The organism is Neobacillus sp. Fa239, from assembly GCF_055395235.1.
The window spans coordinates 4,256,361-4,278,324 of the sequence record NZ_AP041611.1; the positions used below are offsets into that span (position 1 = coordinate 4,256,361).

At 41.2% G+C, this 21,964-nt stretch carries 18 protein-coding genes and 1 other annotated feature; of the genes, 1 reads left to right on the forward strand and 17 read right to left on the reverse strand.

What is annotated here, in order from left to right:
* Positions 1–39: 39 nt before the first annotated feature.
* The 11 genes from ACZ5XR_RS21115 to ACZ5XR_RS21165 all read right to left on the reverse strand — a co-directional run bounded on the left by ACZ5XR_RS21115 (position 40) and on the right by ACZ5XR_RS21165 (position 14,005).
* On the reverse strand, positions 40–1,257 hold the full coding sequence (locus ACZ5XR_RS21115; protein WP_464498415.1) for a type II secretion system F family protein: 1,218 nt from the start codon (positions 1,255–1,257) through the stop codon (positions 40–42).
* Positions 1,250–2,296 (reverse strand): type IV pilus twitching motility protein PilT, encoded by a 1,047-nt coding sequence (locus ACZ5XR_RS21120; RefSeq protein ID WP_464498416.1) that lies wholly within the window; start codon positions 2,294–2,296, stop codon positions 1,250–1,252. The genes ACZ5XR_RS21115 and ACZ5XR_RS21120 overlap by 8 nt, the downstream gene beginning before the upstream one ends.
* A 12-nt stretch (positions 2,297–2,308) precedes the next feature.
* A complete protein-coding gene (locus tag ACZ5XR_RS21125) occupies positions 2,309–3,970 on the reverse strand; it encodes a GspE/PulE family protein (RefSeq protein WP_464498417.1) in 1,662 nt (553 codons plus the stop codon).
* Positions 3,971–3,993: 23 nt separating this feature from the next.
* Positions 3,994–5,319, reverse strand: coding sequence for a G5 domain-containing protein (locus tag ACZ5XR_RS21130; RefSeq protein ID WP_464498418.1), 1,326 nt, complete (start codon positions 5,317–5,319; stop codon positions 3,994–3,996).
* Positions 5,320–5,357: 38 nt separating this feature from the next.
* Positions 5,358–6,071: a hypothetical protein gene (locus tag ACZ5XR_RS21135; protein ID WP_464498419.1), complete on the reverse strand. Its 714-nt coding sequence runs from the start codon at positions 6,069–6,071 to the stop codon at positions 5,358–5,360.
* 76 nt (positions 6,072–6,147) lie between these two features.
* Positions 6,148–7,095: a type IV pilus modification PilV family protein gene (locus ACZ5XR_RS21140; RefSeq protein WP_464498420.1), complete on the reverse strand. Its 948-nt coding sequence runs from the start codon at positions 7,093–7,095 to the stop codon at positions 6,148–6,150.
* Positions 7,096–7,097: 2 nt separating this feature from the next.
* Positions 7,098–7,508, reverse strand: coding sequence for a type II secretion system protein (locus ACZ5XR_RS21145; protein ID WP_464498422.1), 411 nt, complete (start codon positions 7,506–7,508; stop codon positions 7,098–7,100).
* 1 nt (position 7,509) lies between these two features.
* Complete coding sequence (locus tag ACZ5XR_RS21150; protein ID WP_464498424.1) at positions 7,510–7,965, reverse strand: prepilin-type N-terminal cleavage/methylation domain-containing protein; 456 nt, start codon at positions 7,963–7,965, stop codon at positions 7,510–7,512.
* Between the two features lie 213 nt (positions 7,966–8,178).
* The gene (locus ACZ5XR_RS21155; RefSeq protein WP_464498426.1) at positions 8,179–9,906 is read right to left on the reverse strand and encodes a sensor domain-containing diguanylate cyclase; all 1,728 of its coding nucleotides are present in this window, start codon (positions 9,904–9,906) and stop codon (positions 8,179–8,181) included.
* A 69-nt stretch (positions 9,907–9,975) separates the two neighbouring features.
* Entirely contained in the window at positions 9,976–11,286 is a 1,311-nt protein-coding gene (locus tag ACZ5XR_RS21160; RefSeq protein WP_464498427.1) for a bifunctional folylpolyglutamate synthase/dihydrofolate synthase, read from the reverse strand.
* A gap of 73 nt (positions 11,287–11,359) precedes the next feature.
* Positions 11,360–14,005, reverse strand: a complete 2,646-nt coding sequence (locus tag ACZ5XR_RS21165; RefSeq protein WP_464498429.1) for a valine--tRNA ligase — start codon at positions 14,003–14,005, stop codon at positions 11,360–11,362.
* 49 nt (positions 14,006–14,054) lie between these two features.
* Positions 14,055–14,289 (reverse strand) — a binding site (T-box leader).
* Positions 14,290–14,562: 273 nt separating this feature from the next.
* Here ACZ5XR_RS21165 and ACZ5XR_RS21170 point away from each other — a divergent pair.
* Positions 14,563–14,757: a hypothetical protein gene (locus tag ACZ5XR_RS21170; RefSeq protein WP_464498430.1), complete on the forward strand. Its 195-nt coding sequence runs from the start codon at positions 14,563–14,565 to the stop codon at positions 14,755–14,757.
* Between the two features lie 19 nt (positions 14,758–14,776).
* On the opposite strand, the gene ysxE is transcribed toward ACZ5XR_RS21170, so the two are convergent.
* The 6 genes from ysxE to hemC form a co-directional block, all read right to left on the reverse strand.
* The gene (gene ysxE, locus ACZ5XR_RS21175) at positions 14,777–15,820 is read right to left on the reverse strand and encodes a spore coat protein YsxE (protein ID WP_464498431.1); all 1,044 of its coding nucleotides are present in this window, start codon (positions 15,818–15,820) and stop codon (positions 14,777–14,779) included.
* Positions 15,821–15,896: 76 nt separating this feature from the next.
* Positions 15,897–16,943 (reverse strand): stage VI sporulation protein D, encoded by a 1,047-nt coding sequence (spoVID, locus tag ACZ5XR_RS21180; RefSeq protein ID WP_464498432.1) that lies wholly within the window; start codon positions 16,941–16,943, stop codon positions 15,897–15,899.
* Between the two features lie 1,016 nt (positions 16,944–17,959).
* Entirely contained in the window at positions 17,960–19,246 is a 1,287-nt protein-coding gene (hemL, locus tag ACZ5XR_RS21185; protein WP_464498433.1) for a glutamate-1-semialdehyde 2,1-aminomutase, read from the reverse strand.
* A gap of 25 nt (positions 19,247–19,271) precedes the next feature.
* Complete coding sequence (hemB, locus tag ACZ5XR_RS21190) at positions 19,272–20,252, reverse strand: porphobilinogen synthase (RefSeq protein ID WP_464498435.1); 981 nt, start codon at positions 20,250–20,252, stop codon at positions 19,272–19,274.
* Positions 20,253–21,026, reverse strand: coding sequence for a uroporphyrinogen-III synthase (locus tag ACZ5XR_RS21195; protein WP_464498436.1), 774 nt, complete (start codon positions 21,024–21,026; stop codon positions 20,253–20,255).
* Positions 21,020–21,958: a hydroxymethylbilane synthase gene (hemC, locus tag ACZ5XR_RS21200; protein WP_464498438.1), complete on the reverse strand. Its 939-nt coding sequence runs from the start codon at positions 21,956–21,958 to the stop codon at positions 21,020–21,022. Before hemC ends, ACZ5XR_RS21195 begins: the two co-directional genes overlap by 7 nt.
* Positions 21,959–21,964: the final 6 nt, after the last annotated feature.

The window sequence follows — 21,964 nt, forward strand, 5'->3', positions numbered from 1 at the left end:
TTTTGTAATATTTTATCAGTTTTATAGTTTTATTGTCATTTATTGATTCATTTGTTGAAATTGGTCGAACATGGCAAATTGAGGTACCATTATCGCTGTAACTATAGTACCAACAATGCCGGATAGTACAACAATCATTATTGGTTCTATTAATGATTTTAATCGATCAGTACCAGTTTCTACTTCTTTTTCATAGAATTCTGCAATTTTTGAAAGCATTGCGTCTAAAGCACCAGTTTCCTCGCCTATTGCGATCATCTGTGTAACCAAAGGTGGAAATGCCCAATGTTTTTCCATTGGTTCCGTCATTGAGCGGCCTCTTTCAAGAGTATTACGGGATTCCTGAATTACCCTAGCAAGAACCTCGTTCTCTACTACCTTTTCAACGATTGACATTGCTTGAAGAATTGGAACCGAGCTAGAAAATAAGGAGCTTAATGTTCTCATCATTCTAGCAAGTGCAGCTTTTTGCATTAAGTTCCCAAATATCGGCATTCTTAACAGGATTAAATCTAAATAGTATTTCGTATTACTATTTTTTTTCAAATAAGATATCGAAATCACTATAATTACGATAAAAAGGACTATAAGCCACCAAAAAGTTTGCATAAATTTACTCGCAGATATAACTAACAAAGTAATTGCTGGAAGTTTGCCACCCATTTGATCAAACATTGAAACGAATGTCGGAACTACAGCAACTAATAAAAAGATAACTACCCCAATTGCGACAAAACCTAATACGATGGGATAAGAAAGTGCAGATGCGATTTTCTGCCTTGTGTAGTGCTGTTTTTCAAAATGATCTGCTAATCGATCAAGGGTAATATCTAAATTCCCGCTGACTTCACCTGCATTTACCATGTTAATAAACATCGGTGTGAAAATTTTCTTGTGTTTTGAAACAGCCTCTGAAAGTGGGTTCCCTTCCCTTAAATCCTGCTCAACATCAAGCAATGCTTTTTTTAATCCTTTACTCTCTGTTTGCTGAGCAAGAATGGCAGTGGCATCCACAACTGTTACCCCGGCCTTTAATAAAGTCGCAAATTGTCTTAAGTAAATAACAAAATGTTGAAGCTTTACCGGTTTTCCAAAAGATAGGTCTTTAGTCATGAGCGTTTCAGGAACTTCATTCATTTCAATAACGCGAATGCCTTCTTCTCTAAGTTTTTCCATTGCTTCACGTCTGGAAGTCGCATTAATTGTGCCCTGCCGTTTACCTTTTCGGTCGCGTCCTGAATATTTAAATCTAGCCATTTAGCATCTTCTCATGTAAATATTGTGAAGCCGCTTCCTTCTGAATAAGGTTGCGGTCAAGCAAATCCTTTATGCTCATTTCAAGCGTATGCATACCCTGGGCACGGGAGGTTTGCATGGTGCTTTGGATTTGATGAATTTTCTCATTGCGAATTAAGTTGGCGATGGCCGGATTATTTACCATTATTTCTGTAGCAGCTTTCCGGCCTTTTTTATCTGCCGTTGGGAAAAGTCGTTGTGAAATTACCCCCACTAAAACTGACGCTAACTGGACGCGAATCTGTGGCTGCTGCGCTGGCGGAAAAACGTCTATGATCCTGTTGATCGTTGTCGGTGCACTTGATGTATGCAGGGTTCCTAAGACAAGGTGCCCGGTTTCGGCAGCTGTGATCGCGATACCTATCGTTTCTAAGTCCCGCATCTCCCCAACGAGAATAACATCTGGGTCCTGACGAAGGGCACCTTTTAAGCCACTGGCATAGGATTTGGTATCAAACCCTACTTCCCGCTGGTCTATGATTGAATTTCCATGTTTATGAAGATACTCAATCGGATCTTCAAGTGTAATGATATGCTTCCGCATCGTGCGATTCATATAATCAATCATCGATGCAAGGGTAGTAGATTTACCGCTCCCTGTTGGTCCAGTTACAAGAATGAGACCTTGAGGTTTTTCTACTAATTTCCCAATAACTTCTGGTAAGTCCAATTCCTCAATCGTCGGGGTTTTTGAAGCAACTGTCCTTAATGCGATAGATACGCTTTTCCTCTGGTGAAAAGCATTTACACGAAAGCGGGAAATTCCCGGAACCCCATAGGAAAAATCAAGTTCACCCTTTTCCTTAAATACATTCCATAAATGTTCAGGAATGATTGCTTTTGCCATTCCCTCGGTATCATCAGGAAGCAGTTTATCCGTTCCATACCTTTTTAAATCACCGTTTATACGCATGACAGGTGGAACTCCGACTGTTAAATGGACATCGGAAGCTTTGTATTCAATTGCCGCTCTTAGTATTTGATCGATTTTTTCTTTCATCTACATTTACTCCTATTCAAGAGTTGCTACTCGTAATACTTCTTCAGTAGTCGTTAAACCCTGTTTAACTTTTAATAAGCCATCATCAATTAAGAAGATTGTTTTACTCTTCTTCGCTAATTCCTTCAATTTTTGAAACGATTCTCCATTCATAATACAGCGCTGCATTTCATCGTTAATAACCAGAACTTCATGAAGGGCTATTCTTCCCTTATAGCCCGTCATATTACAGAAGGAGCAGCCTTTACCCCGATGAATTTTTTCTATTTTTATTCCTCGTCTTGCAAAAATCTCAATCTCACGCTTTGAAGGCTCCTGAACCTCCATACATTCACGGCATACCTTGCGGACAAGCCGCTGAGCTACAACACCACTTAAGGATGAAGCTAACATAAACGGCTCCACTCCCATGTCAATTAACCTCGTGACTGTACCGATTGAGTCGTTAGTATGCAGTGTACTTAAGACTAAATGCCCAGTTAGTGAGGCACGGATAGCCACTTCAGCGGTTTCCTTATCACGAATTTCACCGACCATGATAATGTTCGGATCTTGACGTAGGATCGATCTTAAACCCGCCGCAAAGGTCATCCCTACATTTTGGTTTACTTGTATTTGATTAATACCTTCCAACTGGTATTCTACAGGGTCTTCGATTGTTATGATATTAACTTCCTCACTGTTCAGCTTATTTAGTGCAGCATATAAAGTCGAGGATTTTCCTGACCCTGTCGGCCCTGTGATGAGGACAATACCTGTTGGATTTTCGATTAATTCTCCAAACCTCTTTAAGTTAAGGCTATTAAATCCTAGTTTGTTTATATCATTTAACGAAGAACTCATATCCAGGAGCCGCATAACAATTTTCTCTCCGTATACAGTCGGAAGGGTTGATACGCGCAGGTCAAGGGTATGGAAATCTAGATTCATTTTAATCCGTCCATCCTGTGGAATCCTGTGTTCGGTTATATCAAGATTAGACATGATTTTTATTCTCGCAGTTAAGACGCTTAGCATATGCCTTGGCAGAACACGTTCATTGCGTAAGACCCCATCAATTCGATAGCGGACAAGGATCTTGGTTTCCTGTGGGTCAATATGAATATCACTTGCTTTTTGGATCACCGCATTGATTAAAATCTGATTAACCAGTTTAACAATAGGTGAATCAAGGTCGGATACGTCATCATTTCGTCCCTTCTCATTTTGCGGCAATTCATCAAGCAGTTGGTCGAGACCATCATCCACATCATAATATTTATTAATCGCCTTTAAGATATCGTCTTTAGTCGCAATGGCCGCCTCAATTTGGAAGCCCGTTGACAAGCGTAAATCATCCATCACAATGAAATCCATTGGGTCAACCATGGCGATAAAAAGCTTATTGCCGTCCTTTTTTAACGGGATAATTAAATTTCGCCGTGCTGTTTCTTTTGGGACAAGAGAAAAAATATTAGTATCAAACGGGTATTGGAAAAGGCTGATATGTGGAATACCAAGCTGGTATTCCAGTACCTCAATCAATTGCTGTTCGCTGATAAATCCCCTTTGAACCAGTGCCTCACCAAGTTTTTGATTGGTATTTTTCTCGGCTAATGTGGTTTCAAGCTGCTCTGACGTAATCAATCCTTCTTCGATTAGCAAGTCACCAAGTCGTCTTCGTATTTGTTTCATCTTCCATCCCTGCTTTTGTGACATTATTTTGACTGCTCATTCGGTTTACCCCAAATGCTGTTATTCGTACTGTTCTGGGTGGAACCAGTAGTTGATGATGATTGATTTACAATTGTACTATTCGATGTACCACTACCTGATTGGTCATTTCCTGTCGTGTTAGACTGATTTCCAGTTGTTCCTGTCGATTGAACACTTCCTCCCAAAGGATGCACTTCGACTTGATAGACAGGCGGATAATAATCATCTGAGATCAATTCGCTTTTACTTAATTGGCCCTGTTGATAGATATCACGATATACCTTAACCATTTGCCCATTGACCCCTTTTGTCCTAATTTCTGTTTTTCCGGGTAAAAGAAGAGGGCTATACTGTAATATTGTCTTCGGTTCTAGAGTCTGTGTCTCTTTTATAGAAACCTTGTAATCATATAAAAATGGTTCACCCAATAAGGTCACGATTAATTTATTTTTTTCTAATTGAAGCTCTAAAGTATATTTTGACTCGTTGGGATTGGTTATGATTAAATCCTCATTACTTGTTGAATTTACCTCTGCTTCAAAGCCTAGCTTTGCATAAGCTGGAAGTGTGCTACTTATATTTCTGTCATCTATTGTAAAATTGGATGGCAGTACTGCTTGATAGATTCCTGTCGCTAATACATTTAACGCGGATGTATTTTCAAGCTTATGTTTTTTTACAAAATCAAGCAGTGAAAAAGTGGCTTTCTCCGGTATTTCAATTGAAGTAGTTGTCTCTAGGATGTCCTGAAGCGGATCCGTAACATTTTTCAAAGTAATAACTGCAACATTTAATGTGGAAGTGTTTGGATAATGGCCAGCCAGCAAGTGATCTTTATTTAAGTCAAAACTATATTGGCCATTTGCCAACTGTGATGCCGTATCCATTAAACTTTTCGTAAGCTTTACCAGATCAATTTCGTTTGTCTGCAGCTGAGGAAAAAGAATTTGCAGCTGATCCTCCACCTGTGTTTTTTCAATCGTAATGTACGCAGGGTTTTTTTGACCGTCTTTTATTGAATTTATTGTTTGATTTACATCAAATTCAAACTGGCTTAAATCAAATGGGGCTGTTTTTTCCCTGTATTGAAGCTCCATTTTCGTATTCTTTAACCAGTCGGAATATTTATTTTCTAATAAACCAGCTACTTCACTTTCGGATTTTCCTGATAGAACTAACGTTCCAACGGTGGTCCCATCAGAAAATTTTCCGTTCGCCTTCGACAAATTTTCAAAGGCTTGGGCACCGAAATGGGAGAAACTAAAAATAAATGCGGTACACAGGAATAACACAATAAATAACTTCAACATTTGTTGATTCTTCCCCACATTTTCTGCCTCCCTTCATACAATTCCATATAAATTAGCTACTTTTGTAAAACTAACTTCTTTGCACTTTCTTCTGTTTCATCTAGCCCTGCTTCTTCATCTGAGGAAAATAGTAATTCTAATGATGCATCCTCCAATGAGTCAAATTCTTTAATTTCTTCATGTTTAACTTCAAAATCATCCACTAGCAAACTCTCAATATCAGAAAGATAATCCTCCTCAAGCTCAGTCATATCTTCGGAAAGAACATCATGCTCCATCTCACGGTCAAGCAAAAAGGATTCATCTACATCCAACATCTCATTAACAGCCACCAGTTCTGGTTCTGGTGCAGATAAAATTGGCTCTGGATTCAGTGAGTCAATTTCGTTATGAGACTCAAAATTATCAATCGATTCAATTTTAGTAATCTCTAAAAAGTTTTCTTCTTTTACAATTTCGAGCTTGGATTCTTCAATAGAGGTTTCTTCATCCATTTCTTCTAACACATCTTCAAACTGCTCGTTTCCAACATGAATAATATTGCCGATCCGACGTTCCATCATATAAGCTGTTAGGAACGAAAGCAATATAAGAACAATTGCTATTTGCCAAAATGACAAAACGGCTATGGCTGCTAAACCCGCGAGAGAAAGACCAAGACTTGCCAAGGCAATAGATAGCTTACCTCTGAATGTAAAACCTAGTGGTAATAAGGACATAATTAATAGAATCACCAACACGGACCCTATAGACCATATAAAACTGACCATATACTCACACTCCATTAAATTTCATAGGACAATCGATTCACTAATTTTACAAAAAAAATATACTAATAAAAATTGGCTATGGATACTGGATATTTTCCATCGTAAGTTTGTTTCTGTTCCAAGGTTCAGGAATCGATGAAATATACTGTACATTTTTTGCAAAAATACCATTAAACGCAGGATTAGCAATCTGGACATCGTGACAATTTTGATAAGTACCTTTTCTGTTAGAAAAAGGTAATTGTGTATAAGAAATCCTAGCAGTCGTGTCTGGGGTATATACATATAATGTTTGATCTACACACATAAGCGATAGATTACCCGGATTATTATTTGTTTTAGGGTCCAGTATTGTAACATAAGCATTGCCATTAACAATTAAATCTGAGTTGCTGCTCTGTGTAATCGTTCCTTGTGCATATAAATCCTTACTAACCAAAATATTGGTATTGGAGGCCATTGCTAGATCATCACTATAATAAACGGTTTGAAAGGATTGGTCCGTATTGCTGCTTACACTTTGATCTGTTGAGAAAACGGTTGCTCCAGAAGGAGGTGCTGGGAATGCTTTTGTCCTTTTCAACTGAATCGATCCTGTAACATTCTTCGTCTGATTATTTGAAGAAGTGCCCATTGAATTAAATGCAACATTGATTACTTCGTTAGTGCCCTCAATCCAGCTTGTAACAGTAGCTGAATTTATTCGGAATTTCGGACTGCTCATTGTATTATAAACCTTATAATCTGTGTTAATATTTGTATTTAAATAGCTTTGTAAATTTGTTTGGATATCAGTAAGGCTCATACTGGTATAGGTAGGATCAGCTAATTTTGCATAAACCATTTCCTTTAATTGAGTCGTTCCCATTTCAGCAAGATTGGTAGCCTGTAAATTATTTTTTGTTTGTGTTCCTTGTTTTGCATTGCTGACATTTAAACCGACGAGACTTAACCCAATCACAGTAAAAACTACGACCATTAGTAAAACTGTAATTAAGGTTGAACCTCTTTCATTTTTTAACATAATTACACCCCTCTAGATAATGTAGTTCTTAATTTATAAGTAGAATTATCTTTGATGAATGTAATCTCGATCATAACTGGAGAACTACTTGTAATAGTAACGGTTTGGTTATTTGTATAAGTGGTATTGTTATATTTAATCGTTGCCTGGTACTGATACTTATCTGAAATTGTGACACCATTCAAGGCAATCGCATTGTTAGAAACTAAAATCGTATAAGTCGGTTGATTTAAATGAGCTCTTCGCAGTGAGGTTGCAACATTGTTTGCTTCTTCTTGAAGAAAGATATCTTTTTTAGACTGTACACCTTGTTTCAGACCTGAGCTAAAGACCGCTCCAAGAATCCCAATGACCATCCCAACGAGAGCTAAGGTAACCAAAAGTTCTACTAGGGTAAATCCATTTTTTTTCATGCTAGTTCCCCTTAAATCCATATGTTTCAAATTTCTTCACCCAGGTACCTTTTTGATAGACTCCAATTTCAACCTGAATATACATCAACTGGTCTGAAAAACTAGCATTTTGTTGATTCGCAGGTATTATTTTGACCCGGGGATAAAATTTCTGGCTATTAATTTGAATATAATATTCTCCTGTAATATTGGTTTGATAAAGGGTGTTCCAACCGGCCGTTGTCAAGTATTGATCTGCGCCCAAGCTCGATTGGATGGAGGGATAATTACTTTTCACCTTTTCTAATATTTCTTGGCTCAGTTGACTTCCTGTCAATTGACTTTTACTCTGTGATGCAAAAGTATTTGATTGAATAAAGAAGCCGAAAAAGATCAACAAAACAATAGAAAGTAGAGAGATGGATAAAAGGATCTCCAATAAAGTAAGACCTTTTTCATCTTTTAATAGTACTTTCATACCAACTCCCCCTACAGAAATATAATTCCATTATTCTACATTATCTGAAAAAAATATACAAAAATCTACTTTATTTCTCTTATTTTATCAATTTATTATAAATCCTTAAAGTTTAAATTATTACTAGTTTTAGTTAAAAAGGATTAATAACTAATAAAAAAGACCGATTCTCAGAACCGACCTTTTTTACTATTGAAATCTTATACTGGCTAATTAACACGACGAATACTCTGCCACCCGATTCCTGCCAGCCCTTTTCGCACCCACATAAAGTGCGCGGTCAGCGTGCCGGATCAAATCCATCGAATCCTCCGCATCATCTGGAGCAGTAGCCACCCCAATTGAAGCTGTAATCCTTACCTGCTGCTGCCAATTATCTTTTTCAAGAGTTTGCTTGATGGTAAATGGCCAGTTAGCAATGGATTGACGGATGTGTTCCGCCAGTTGATAAGCATCTTCTTTTTGAAAATCCGGTAATAAAACCACAAATTCCTCCCCGCCATAACGTGCAACGGTACCAAGACTTCCGGCCAACTGGCTGACTCGAACGGCAAGCTCGGAAAGAATCTCATTACCGCCTTGATGTCCGTAAGTATCATTGACGGATTTAAAATGGTCGATATCAAGAATAATGAGGGAAAGCGCCTTCCGCTTAAATTGATAGAGCATTTCAAATTCAGCTTTAAGCAAGGAGTCAAAGTAGCGGTAATTGTACAATTTCGTTAAGGAACAGTGTTCGCTCTGCATTTTTGTCATCTCATAATGCTTCGCATTTTCGAGCGCTACTGCAAAATGAGAACAGAGGATATCGACAATCATCAGTTGTGATTTTTCATAGGCACGTTTTCGCTTTGAGGCAAGCAGTAACACGCCGATGATCTTTTTGCTTCTTAAGATTGGGACACATAGAACACTTTCGGCATCGCTAGGAATATACCCTTTTGAAATAGAAAGCCATTCCTTTTTACTCGCGAATAGAACAGCCTTGCGATTGGACAATACGGTTCCGCTAATTCCTTCATTTTTTCGAATGGGCGGCATATTATTGTCTAACACTTCGCCACTCTCAATCTTCCGCACCAATTGCAGCGTATCGTCATCCGCCGCCTCCATGATATAGGCATAATCCACCGGCAGCATTTCACTGAGCTTCTGAATAAACAAATTTATAACATCTTTGACTTGAAGGCGCTCCGCCATTTGATGGCCAATTTCAGCCGCAGACTGCAAATACTCGTTTATTTTTTCACTAGAATAATAGAGTTTAAATATGATAGAAAGACTTACAAATGGAACCCCTACAAAAAGCAGGGCCATTAAACCGAGTTGGTGGTATTGCATATACAGGATAAATCCGATTGGAAAGGTGATGCAGGATGTAATTAACTCAACGATGAAATCTTTGCCAAAGTAGGATTCCTTCCTTTTATAAATAAAATAAAGATAAATGGAAACAATAATTTGATTTAAAAAATAATTCATTGCAGCATAAAGAATACCAAGCCACACAGAGCGAGGGTGGTCTGCGAGACTGACACCCGTTTCTCCGCCCAGTAAATAGTAAACTGAACCACTTACAAATGAAACAATGAAAAACATAATTAAATTAAGTGGTAAACGAAACAACTGGTCATTTTGGACTTTAAGTCTTACAAGCAGGACAATAACGGCAAGCTGTGCAAAAACCATTTCCACAAATAAACCGAAACTTAAAAAGGTTGCAAGTGCCACCCACTGAATAAGAAAGATTGGCGTATTGTTAATGACCATCGGCATTGAGGCAACAACGGAAGTCAGCAGCAAAAATGCCAGGAGATCCAGCCCGTATCCCGCTAAATGTGAAGGAGGGGGATAAGCCGTAAATGTAAACCACATTCCTGCCGGAACGAACAAAATCCAAATTAGCCAAATGACTTTTTTGGCTTGTGCAGTGACATTCATTTACTCCCCTCCCCATTACTCTTTATGAATATAAAAGTAAAATAATTTTATCAAAAAAATATTGGCTTGTCATAATGAAATTTTCGAATTTTTCAATAACTTGCATAAATGCGGTTTTGCCTCTGAAATAAAATAGAGAGATCCCGTAACAACAAGTAAATGATTGGGTTTTAGTTCTTGAACTGTTTTTTTCAGATAGTTCTCCCAGTTTTCCACGATCATTTTATTTGGTGATTTGCTTTGCTCAAATAAATCCCATGCCGTTGCTGCACGAGGAAAATCGAATGAAACGAATGAGATTTGATCGGCTACTTGATCTAATTTACCAATCATTTTCCCAAAACTTTTATCCTTTAATGCCGCAAAAACGATATGAATCTCTTTTTCGGCAAACCGAGTGGTCAACTCATTCACAAGCGTGGTGATGCCTTCATCATTATGGGCACCATCTATGATCACGAAAGGTTTTTCCGAAAGGATCTCTAATCTGCCTGGCCAATAAGCCTGCTTTAATCCCACTCTGATTGCCTCTTCCGTAAGGACAGCTGAACCACTTTTATTTAAATATTGAGCTGCATATACTGCCAGTGCAGCATTTTCTGTTTGGTGCCTGCCTATCATGCTAATTTCTAAATGGTCCAATGAATTTAAAGAAAAGCTTTCACCATGTGAAAGTGAGCGATATGAACTTATGGTAAATTCCTGATTCAATCGGTACAATGGTGCCTGTTTTTTCTCAGCCTGCTGTTCAATTACTCTTCGTGCTTCCGGCTGCTTAACGGCGGTAAAAATAGGCGTTTGATCCTTGATGATGCCTGCTTTTTCAAAAGCAATTTCTTCATAAGAATTCCCTAATATACTGGTATGGTCAAGACCGATGTTTGTAATGATGGAGGCGAGCGGCAGGATCACATTCGTAGAATCAAATCTTCCCCCTAAACCGACCTCGCAAACAAAAAAATCAACCTGATGGACTTCGGCAAAATAATGGAAGCACATGGCGGTAATCACTTCAAACTCGGTGGGGCCGCCTAGCTCAGTTCCCTCTAATTCATCAGCAAGCGGACGAATGATATTGGCAAGCTTCAGCAATTCTTCATCTTGGATTGGTTTACCGTTTATACTAATCCGCTCATTGAACTGCTCGATATAGGGAGAGGTAAACGTCCCGACCGAATATCCCCCTGCTTGAAGGATGGAGCGTAAAAAAGTAACGGTTGAGCCTTTTCCATTTGTCCCACCGATATGTACTGCTTTCAATTTCTTTTCAGGATGGCCTAATTTTTCCATCATCCAGTCCATCCGTTTTAATCCAGGTTTAATGCCTAGCCGTAACCTCGCATGGATCCATTCAAGGGCTTCGTTATAGGTTTTGAACATATTTGTGACACCCCAATTATTATGTCTTAAATGAGAGGAAGACGAACCTTTATGCAAGGTCCGCCTTCATTTATTATAAACCTTTTAATTCATTTAGACGAGCCTCGACAGATGCTCTCTTTTCACGGTAATCACTTTCTTTTGCCCGTTCTTCAGCCACAACACTTTCAGGCGCTTTCTTCATAAAGCCTTCATTGCTTAATTTCTTTTGAACTCGTTCGACCTCTTTCGTAAACTTATCGAGTTCCTTTTCCAGCCGGGCGATTTCTTCTTCAATATTGATTAAGCCTTCAAGAGGAAGGATGATTTCCAAGCCTGTGATCACAGCGGTCATCGCTTTTTCCGGCGTTTCAATCTCCATGCCCATTTGTAATTCTTCAGGATTACAGAAGCGCTCAATAAAGGCGCGGTTTTTTTCGACTGCTTTTAGGACGTTTTCATCCTTTGCTTTTACAAGCATTTTGATTTTCTTACTCATTGGTGTATTCACTTCAGCACGAATATTGCGAACCGAACGAATCATTTCCATTAACAGCTTCATTTCCCCTGCTGCCTGTTCATCTGACAACTCCGGCTTCACCTGAGGCCAATTCGCTGTGGTAATCGATTCACCTTCATGCGGGAGGTTTTGCCAAATTTCTTCCGTAATAAATGGCATGAATGGATGCAACAAACGCAATGTTTGGTCTAATACATAGGCAAGGATGGAACGCGTTGTTTTCTTTGCTGCTTCATCCTCCCCGTATAACGGAAGCTTCGCCATTTCGATATACCAATCACAGAAATCATCCCAGATGAAGTTATATAAGGCGCGGCCTACTTCACCAAATTCATAACGATCGGAAAGCCTTGTAACGGTTTCAATCGTTTCATTTAATTGCGTTAAAATCCACTTATCCGCAACGGACTTCTCGCCGCTAAAATCTATTTCCTCATACTTTAGACCGTCCATGTTCATCAATGCAAAGCGGGAAGCATTCCAAATTTTATTGGCAAAGTTCCAGGTTGCCTCTACTTTTTCGGTAGTATAGCGAAGATCCTGACCCGGTGAGCTTCCAGTTGAAAGGAAGTAGCGGAGTGAATCGGCTCCATATTGGTCAATGACATCCATCGGGTCAACGCCGTTACCCAGGGATTTACTCATCTTGCGGCCTTGTGCATCACGTACAAGACCATGGATCAGAACATCTTTAAATGGACGTTCCCCAGTAAATTCAATGCTTTGGAAAATCATCCGTGATACCCAGAAGAAAATAATATCATAGCCAGTTACAAGAACATTGGTCGGGAAATAGCGTTTATAATCGGCTGCTTCCGTATTTGGCCAGCCCATCGTCGAGAATGGCCATAATGCCGAGCTGAACCATGTATCTAATACATCGGTATCCTGTTCCCAGTTCTCAATGTCTTGCGGCGGCACGTGGTCAACATATACTTCACCGGTTTCTTTATGGTACCAGGCCGGAATCCGGTGGCCCCACCAAAGCTGTCTGGAAATGCACCAGTCACGGATGTTTTCCATCCAGTTCATGTACGTCTTTTCAAAGCGTTCCGGAACAAAGTCTACTTTATTTTCTTTGCTTTGCAGGGCAATGGCCTCATCTGCGAGCGGCTGCATTTTTACAAACCATTGCGTAGAAAGGTATGGTTCAACAACAGCACCGCTGCGCTCAGAATGGCCAACAGAATGAAGATGGTCTTCAATTTTGAAAAGAACGCCTTGCTCTTGCAGATCTTTTACAATTTGCTTGCGGCACTCGAAACGGTCAAGTCCTTGATATTTTCCGGCATTATTATTCATTGTGCCGTCTTCGTTCATAACGAGGATTCGTTCAAGATTGTGACGGTTGCCGATTTCAAAATCATTCGGGTCATGTGCCGGCGTGATTTTTACTGCCCCGGAACCGAATTCCATATCAACATAATCATCGCCTACGATTGGGATTTCACGACCGGTAATCGGCAGAATTACCGTCTTGCCGATTAAATGCTTGTAGCGGTCATCTTCCGGATGAACGGCAACCGCTGTATCACCAAGCATCGTTTCCGGACGGGTTGTGGCGATTTCGATGTGACCGGAACCATCCGCTAACGGGTATCGCATATGATAAAAGGCACCTTGAACATCTTTGTAAATAACCTCTATATCAGATAGAGCTGTTTTGGTAGATGGATCCCAGTTGATGATGTATTCGCCCCGGTAGATTAGGCCTTTTTTATAAAGGGTGACGAATACTTCACGAACGGCGTCTGAAAGTCCTTCATCAAGGGTAAAGCGCTCGCGGCTGTAATCAAGCCCCAAGCCTAATTTTGCCCATTGGTCACGGATATGGGAGGCGTATTCTTCCTTCCATTTCCATGTTTCCTCCACAAACTTTTCTCGGCCAAGATCATAACGGCTTTTGCCTTCACTTTTAAGCTTTCCTTCTACCTTTGCCTGAGTGGCGATTCCGGCATGGTCCATCCCTGGAAGCCATAAAACGTCATAGCCCTGCATCCGTTTCATCCGGGTCATAATATCCTGAAGGGTCGTATCCCATGCATGACCTAAGTGCAGCTTCCCTGTAACGTTCGGCGGCGGGATTACGATCGTAAAGGGCTCTTTTCCTTCATCATCTTTTGCTTCAAAAAACTTGCCTTGCAGCCACCATTCATATCTCCCTTTTTCAATCGACTGCGGATCGTATTTCGTTGGCATTGTTAATTCCTTCGTTTCCATCAAAGTTCCTCCTTTTTGTACCTGAAAAATAAAAAAACTCCATTCCTTGTAAAAGGACGAATGGAGTTTGCTTCGCGGTACCACCTTTTTTCCAATCATAAAACACGATTGGCGCTTCATCGGATAACGGATTTCATCCGTCTTCTACTAGTTGGCTTTGTAAGCCGTTCGCAGAAGAAGCTCGAGGGCGACCTTCCGACGTTCTGCATAGGAAATCTCTCAGCTAATGATTTCCCTCTCTTTAAACAGGCTGGCATCGTACTATTCCCTGTCGTTGCTTTCGTAATTAAATTATAATGTTATACTACCCAAAATAAGAGGAAGACGTCAATAATGATTGCCTAATTTTTAAAAATTTATACCTATGCGCTCTGATTGAATTTTGAATCGTCCAAAGAAGCATGGGATGCAGCCTTCGAAATAGCCGATGCTATAGCATTCCATTAAACATGGCAATTCAATCAGAAAATTGGAAGAATTTTAGAGTTATTTGGGGATACCGTCCGAATTCTGGAATATATATAGATAAATGCCATTTTAAAAAGGAGGGCTCTTCGATGGGAAGGAGAAGATTTAACAAGTTCACATACCATCCCTGGTTTAGAACGTGCAGGAGAATAGCGGCCCAATTTATTATTCCGTTTATCATTTTCCAGTTTATTCGAACCCTTCTTTTGCCGACGTTCTTTGATATTATTCTTTTATCTTGTTTTATCGCCATTGCAATCTCGATTTTTTTTGAAATTATTTAAGGAGCCCATAAGTAGCATATTACTGCTGCTGTTGGGCTCCTTCTTTTGCTTGCTGCTGCATCGCTTCGATTTCCGACATTCTCATCACAACATACTCACAATTTGTCAAATGCCAATAACGGTGCTGCAACTGTTTGACAAACTTCAATTCATTCCTTCTTGAGCGCTGCTTCCGGTAATAGCCTTCTACCGCTTGGATCATTGGTACGGGATGGGCTAAATAGCTGTAAAATAATAATTTCTCATCGGCTTTAAACGGAAAATATTTAAAATAATGGTTTACCCATTCAATCGCATCGTCATTCCGCTTTGGATTTGTATCCAATGCTTTGGAAAGGTAAGGTAATAGATCATGAATCGGAGAGCCATAACGAGCATTTTCAAAATTGATAAAATAGCCATATCCACGTTCATCATATAGAAAGTGCTCGGAAGATAATTTCCCGTGAGTTATGACCATTCGTGCCTTTTCATCTTCTTTTGTTTTTTCATACCATTCTTCAAACTTTCTTTTTGAGAAATTAAGCGCCTCATTAATCTTGTTATAATACGTACAATACAATAATTCAAACGGGGACATATACGTCTTTTTTTCGCATTCATCAATGAACCCATCTAAAAATTCCTGATGTTTTTCAAGCTGTTGCAGGTTTTTTTCATAATGCTCGGTTCGTTCTTCCGGGCTCACCGCAATCTCCTTGGCCGAAAGGGTATGCATTCTGGCCAATTCACGAAAAAGCTGCTGATTTCTATGCTGACGGTCTTCCTTTATTTCATTTGGCATCCACGGCATTAAATAATATAAATACTTGTCATGAAGGACGGCGTATCTCCCGTCCATGGTTGGATAAATCGGGACAATCCGGTTATAGCCCTTTTGATACAGCAGATGGACATGCCGAATAAAATCCGTCCCAATAGAAGGGGCAATTTTTTTTAGAGCGAAGGTTCCTTTATTGGAATAAACTTTTTGTACGGTTCCGAAGTCTTCAACATAATAAGGCTTAATTTGATAATTCTCTAGAATTGGGGAAAGGGTTTCAAGCCAATTCTTGTTATCCATGAGATTCAGCTCTCTTTCACAAAGAAAGAAGGAGAGCAGGTTTCCTGAACCCGCTCAACTTGTGGTGTGGTGCGATTTATTTTTTAGCCAGTGCCACAGGAATATATAATACCTGGCCCTCGTGTACATCCTGATTGATTTCAAGGTGGTTGACCTTAAGAAGATTTTGAACGGTTACGTCGTACCTATCAGCCAAACTATCTACTGTATCGCCTTTTTGAACGATACAAACTTTTAATTTGGCTTGCTCTGAACCCTCTTCTTTACGGGCAAAGAACTCGGTTAAGGTCATGCTTTTCTTTTTAACAGCCTTTTTCTTCTTTTGTTGTTTTGGAGGTGCTGCTTCAGATGAGGAAGAGCTTTCTTCCATAACAGCTGCATCCTCCTCTACATAAACATTTTCCGTTGGTACTGGAGCTGTTTGCTCCAGTTCATTCCTGGCTTCTTGGTAGCTCCAGGAAGGTTGGAATGGTTCCGGCTCCTGGAATTGCTCTTGATAAGAGAAATTCGGGAATTTCGGGAAAACCTCTGCACTTTCTTCTTCTGGCAGTTTTCTCGCTTCCGCTTCAAAAAAGAACGACTCGGCAAAACCAGTTGGCGGCACAGGCTGCTCAAATTCTACGGCGAAGTCCTCTTCTTCAGAGCGATGGAGCACTTCAAACTCATCCGGAATTTCCTGAACATCTTGCTGCTGGGCGCCATATAAACCGCTAATTGTTAATTCTGCAGATAATTTCAGACAGCTGCGCTCCGGCAGGGAATAATCAAAGGACTCAACGAGGACATCAATATCATAAATACTTTGAATCCGATTATTTGGGATGGTGATATCCACCGGAAAACGGTGGGAAAATTGACAGGTCCCTTCTTCCGGTTCCTCTACCCTCTCCACATACTTCTGGTTCGAAAATGCTTCCTCTTCGGTTTCATTGCTTGGTTCGGATGTTTTATATTCGCCGGTCAGCTCCAGCGAACCACGGATGGTTACGTATTGATCATTTTCCTGGATGGTAATATCCGGGTCTAGGGAAATCGACACAAGTTCTGCGACTTCCTGTCCCTTTCTAAACCACAAAGATTCCTCCAAGGAAAATCGTAGGTTCGATTGATTCTCCTGAGACAAAGCGACTCCTCCTTTCGTTTCCTTTCACGCAAAATCACTATGTCACTTACACTCTATGAGAGTTGGATATTAATTATGATAAAAAAGCGGATTTGCAGGGGAAAGTTTCAGGATTCGAATATTACTTTGATATGTGAGAGGGGGATTCCGCGGGAATTTGTTGGGGTTCCGCGGGGTTTCGCTGTTATTCCGCGGGATGGTGGATTTATTCCGCGGACTTCTCCAGTAATTCCGCGCGTTTCCTGAAGTATTCCGCGAGACATGGTTTTGACCTTTTGACTAGGTCTCGGTGTGGGAGGAGATTCCGCGGGGTTGTGGTTTTCTAGGTGGCCAGGTGCTTTGTCTGATTGCTTTTTCGAGCATGTAGAACCTTTCTAGATGACCGGGTGCTTTGCCCGATTGCTTTTTTGGGCACGTAGAACCTTCTAGGTGACCGGGTGCTTTGCCTGATTGCTTTTTCGGGCACGTAGAACCTTTCTAGGTGACCGGGTGCTTTGTCTGATTGCTTTTTTGGGCACGTAGAACCTTTCTAGGTGACCGGGTGCTTTATCTGATTGTTTTTTCGGGCACGTAGAGCCTCTCTAGGTGACCGGGTGCTTTATCTGATTGCCTTTTCGGGCACGTAGAGCCTTTCTAGGGACCGGGTGCTTTGTCTGATTGCTTTTTTGGGCACGTAGAACCTTTCTAGGTGACCGGGTGCTTTTCCTGATTGCTTATTCGGCCACATAGAACCTTTCTAGGTGACCAGGTGCTTTGTCTGATTGCTTTTTCGGGCACGTAGACCCTCTCTAGGTGACCGGGTGCTTTTTCTGATTGCCTTTTCGGGCACGTAGAACCTTTCCGCGGACTTCTCCAGTAATTCCGCGGGTTTCCGCCGTTTTTCCGCGGGATAGCTAATTTATTCCGCGAACTTCTTCACTAATTCCGCCCGATTCCCAAAGAATTCCGCGAACCAGATCGAATTAGCAATTCCATCAAAAAAACACCCACCAAATAAGGTGAGTGTTCCAGTCCTATTATTTAAGCTTAGAAAAGGCAACTTCCACAGCACTGATTGTTTTTTCAATATCTTCATCCGTGTGTTCAGTTGAAAGGAACAGGCCTTCGAACTGGGATGGCGGTAAGAAAATTCCCTGATCCGCCATCTGGCGGTAGTATTCCGCGAAGAATTCAAGATTAGATTGTTTCGCTGTGTCATAATTAATAACCTTTTCATTCGTGAAAAAGAAACCAATCATGGAACCGGCACGGTTAAAGGTAAGCGGAATATCGTATTTTTCTGCCGCAGCCTTAATGCCTTTTTCTAACAGATCCCCTTTTCGAATAAATTCTTCATAGTGCTCAGGTGTCAGTTGGCTTAATGTTTCAAGTCCGGCCGTCATCGCAAGCGGATTTCCTGACAAAGTACCTGCTTGATAGATTGAACCGCTTGGAGCAATTTGTTTCATGATTTCCGCTTTGCCGCCATACGCGCCAACAGGAAGTCCTCCGCCGATTACTTTCCCTAGGCAAGTAAGGTCTGGCGTAATATTGAAATAGCCCTGGGCACAGTTATAGCCAACCCGGAAGCCCGTCATAACCTCGTCAAAGATCAACAAAGCACCTTGTTGAGTTGTAATCTCACGAAGTCCTTCTAAAAACCCTGGCAGCGGCGGTACAAGACCCATATTTCCTGCAACAGGCTCAACAATGATACATGCAATATCATCACCGAATTGATCGAAAGCATATCGCACACCCTCGAGGTCATTATACTGGACTGTAACCGTATTACTTGCAATGCCCTCAGGTACTCCCGGGCTGTCAGGCAAGCCTAGTGTAGCGACCCCGGAACCGGCTTTAATCAACAGGGAATCACCATGGCCATGGTAGCAGCCTTCAAATTTTAAAATTTTATTGCGACCGGTATAACCCCGTGCTAAGCGAAGAGCGCTCATCGTAGCTTCCGTTCCTGAGTTAACCATGCGCACGATTTCAATCGAAGGAACGCGCTCTTGAACCAGCTTGGCTAATTCATTTTCCAATAGTGTAGGCGCACCGAAGCTTGTCCCTCTTTCGGCCGTTTTTTTCAGCGCTTCCACTACTCGGTCATTTGAATGCCCGAGGATTAGCGGTCCCCATGATAACACATAATCGATATATTCATTGCCATCAATATCATAAATTTTTGAACCCTTTCCCCTCTCCATGAAAATCGGATCCATATTGACCGATTTAAAGGCGCGGACCGGGCTGTTTACACCGCCGGGCATAAGGGTTTGGGCTTCTTTAAATGCTTCAACCGACTTCGTATACGAACGCATGCTAATCCCTCATTTCCAAAAATGATTATTCTTCTTCTTTTAACCAGCGAATCGCATCTTTTGCAGCGTAAGTGATGATTAAATCCGCACCGGCACGCTTCATGCCGATTAACATTTCAAGAACCGTCTTTTTCTCGTCAATCCAGCCGTTTATTGCGGCAGCCTTAATCATTGAATATTCTCCGCTCACATTGTAAACCACAACAGGCAGATTAAAAGTATTTTTTACATCGCGAACGATATCAAGGTATGGCATACCAGGCTTAATAATTAAGAAATCCGCCCCTTCTGCCACATCAGATTCTGCTTCTCTAAAGGCTTCCATGCGGTTGGCGGGATCCATTTGATAGGTTTTCCGATCGCCGAACTGCGGCGCACCCTCAGCTGCTTCACGGAACGGTCCGTAGAAGGCGGAAGCGTATTTTACAGCATAAGACATAATCGGAATGTCAGTAAAGCCGGCTTCATCAAGTCCGGCACGAATCGCTGCGACAAAGCCATCCATCATATTGGAAGGTGCGATAATATCTGCTCCTGCTTTCGCTTGGGTAACGGCTGTTTTAACCAATAATTCAAGGGATGGGTCATTTAGAATATGTTCGCCCTCAACTACCCCGCAGTGGCCATGGCTGGTATATTCGCACAAACACGTGTCAGCAACCACGATGATTTCCGGGAATTTTTCTTTAATAAATCGGGTCGCAACCTGGACAATCCCGTGATCATGGTAGGCCTGCTGACCGCATTCGTCCTTGGTTGCAGGAATTCCAAACAATAATACGGACTTAATGCCATGGGCAACGATATCTTCCATTTCCGCTTCCAAATGATCCATTGAAACCTGGTACACACCCGGCATGGAGGATACTTCATTACGGATGTTTTCCCCTTCATAAATAAACAACGGGTAAATAAAGTCTTCCGCTTTTAAATGATTTTCTCTTACAAGGGCGCGCATGCTCTCACTTGAACGCAGGCGGCGATGACGTGAAAATTGTAATTCCATTTATAATTCCTCCTCAATAAAAGCTATCGTACTTTTAATCATGTCTTTAACAGTAAATTCCTTTGGGGAAGCATGAACCTGAAGCCCATATGAATGGAGCTTCTGCTTAGTTATAGGACCGATACAGCCGATGATACACTTATGTAGGTGATCCTTTAGCTCATACTCTGCTACCACATCCATAAAATGATCCACGGTGGAAGGGCTGGTAAACAGTAAAATATCAAGCTGTTCCTCTCTAAGCATATCAGCTAATTTTAGCCGGTTCTCCTTTGGCATGTAAGTTTCATAGATAACAATTTCATCTACAATTGCGCCAATAGTGCTAATAGAAGCAGCAATATACTCCCGGGCAAGATTCCCTTTTGGGATTAGCACCTTGCTGCTGCTGGATAAAAGCGGCATAAATTCTTCCACAAATACCTCTGCCACATAGGCGGAAGGGACGAAATGGGCCTTTATCCCTTTCGACGTAAGCACCTCAGCTGTCTTCTTCCCAATCACCGCAATTTTCGGCAGGGGCCGATCACTCTGTGCAAAGGAAAAAAACATTTCCACAGTGACATTACTGGTGAAAATAAGCCAATCATATGTATCAAGCGACTCCAAATACTCCAGAAGACGCTTATTGTTTTCAATCGGACGAAAGGCAATTAAAGGGATCTCAACAGGTATCCCTCCGTATCCTTCGACAAGCTTTGAAAAGGATTTCGCTTGATTTTCGCCTCTGGGTACGAGGACTTTTTTATCCATTAGTGGTAAAGATTTTAGCATTGACCCTCAAGCTCTCGTTTAACCCGGTCAATCAAATCCTTTGCCCCTTTTTTAATCAAGAGGTCAGCCGCCTGAACACCAAGCTCTTCCGGGTTGGTTCCTCTTAATTCTTCCCTAAAAATATCTTTTCCTTCCGGGGAAGCCACTAACACATTTAATACGACCTCATCCTGATCATCTACATAGGCAAAGCCGGCAATCGGCACCTGGCAGCCGCCTTCCATTTTTTGCAGGAAGGCCCGTTCTGCTCTAACGGCTTTCTCCGTTTTTTTGCAGGTGAATTTTTCAAACAAATCAAGGAGCTCCGAGTCGTCCTCACGGCATTCAATGGATAAGGCCCCTTGTCCTACAGCCGGTACACAAATATCGGCATCAATAAATTCAGTAACCGTTTCCGATGCCCAGCCAAGGCGGGATAGGCCCGCAGCGGCAAGAATAATGGCATCGTATTCTTCTTCCTGCAGTTTTTGCAGTCTTGTATCAACATTTCCACGAATCCACTTAATCTCTAAATCCGGACGCTGCACTAGCAGCTGGGCACTTCGTCTTAAACTGCTTGTTCCGATAATCGCACCAGGTTTCAAATCCTTCAGCTTCACATGATCCCTGGAAATTAGCGCATCGCGGTGATCTTCACGGAATGGTACACAGCCAATCGTAAGCCCATCCGGGAGAACTGCCGGCATATCTTTCATACTATGAACAGCCATATCAATCTCTTTATTTAGCATCGCTTGTTCAATTTCTTTCACAAACAATCCTTTTCCGCCCACCTTTGAAAGGGTCACATCGAGGATTTTATCGCCTTTTGTTACGATTTCCTTAACTTCAAATTCAAATGGGGCTCCAAGTTTTTTAAGCTGATCTATTACCCAATTTGTTTGCGTTAATGCCAATTTACTCCGTCTTGAGCCTACGATTATTTTTCTCATAGCTGC

What these genes read in the sequence shown, in the direction of transcription:
- ACZ5XR_RS21115 (WP_464498415.1), bottom strand. Translation starts at nt 1,257, where the DNA reads ATGGCTAGATTTAAATATTCAGGACGCGACCGAAAAGGTAAACGGCAG.
- ACZ5XR_RS21155 (WP_464498426.1), bottom strand. Translation starts at nt 9,906, where the DNA reads ATGAATGTCACTGCACAAGCCAAAAAAGTCATTTGGCTAATTTGGATT.
- ACZ5XR_RS21125 (WP_464498417.1), bottom strand. Translation starts at nt 3,970, where the DNA reads ATGAAACAAATACGAAGACGACTTGGTGACTTGCTAATCGAAGAAGGA.
- ACZ5XR_RS21170 (WP_464498430.1), top strand. Translation starts at nt 14,563, where the DNA reads ATGGGAAGGAGAAGATTTAACAAGTTCACATACCATCCCTGGTTTAGA.
- ACZ5XR_RS21150 (WP_464498424.1), bottom strand. Translation starts at nt 7,965, where the DNA reads ATGAAAGTACTATTAAAAGATGAAAAAGGTCTTACTTTATTGGAGATC.
- ACZ5XR_RS21195 (WP_464498436.1), bottom strand. Translation starts at nt 21,026, where the DNA reads ATGCTAAAATCTTTACCACTAATGGATAAAAAAGTCCTCGTACCCAGA.
- hemC (WP_464498438.1), bottom strand. Translation starts at nt 21,958, where the DNA reads ATGAGAAAAATAATCGTAGGCTCAAGACGGAGTAAATTGGCATTAACG.
- hemB (WP_464498435.1), bottom strand. Translation starts at nt 20,252, where the DNA reads ATGGAATTACAATTTTCACGTCATCGCCGCCTGCGTTCAAGTGAGAGC.
- ACZ5XR_RS21120 (WP_464498416.1), bottom strand. Translation starts at nt 2,296, where the DNA reads ATGAAAGAAAAAATCGATCAAATACTAAGAGCGGCAATTGAATACAAA.
- ACZ5XR_RS21145 (WP_464498422.1), bottom strand. Translation starts at nt 7,508, where the DNA reads ATGAAAAAAAATGGATTTACCCTAGTAGAACTTTTGGTTACCTTAGCT.
- ACZ5XR_RS21165 (WP_464498429.1), bottom strand. Translation starts at nt 14,005, where the DNA reads ATGGAAACGAAGGAATTAACAATGCCAACGAAATACGATCCGCAGTCG.
- ysxE (WP_464498431.1), bottom strand. Translation starts at nt 15,820, where the DNA reads ATGGATAACAAGAATTGGCTTGAAACCCTTTCCCCAATTCTAGAGAAT.
- hemL (WP_464498433.1), bottom strand. Translation starts at nt 19,246, where the DNA reads ATGCGTTCGTATACGAAGTCGGTTGAAGCATTTAAAGAAGCCCAAACC.
- ACZ5XR_RS21140 (WP_464498420.1), bottom strand. Translation starts at nt 7,095, where the DNA reads ATGTTAAAAAATGAAAGAGGTTCAACCTTAATTACAGTTTTACTAATG.
- ACZ5XR_RS21135 (WP_464498419.1), bottom strand. Translation starts at nt 6,071, where the DNA reads ATGGTCAGTTTTATATGGTCTATAGGGTCCGTGTTGGTGATTCTATTA.
- ACZ5XR_RS21160 (WP_464498427.1), bottom strand. Translation starts at nt 11,286, where the DNA reads ATGTTCAAAACCTATAACGAAGCCCTTGAATGGATCCATGCGAGGTTA.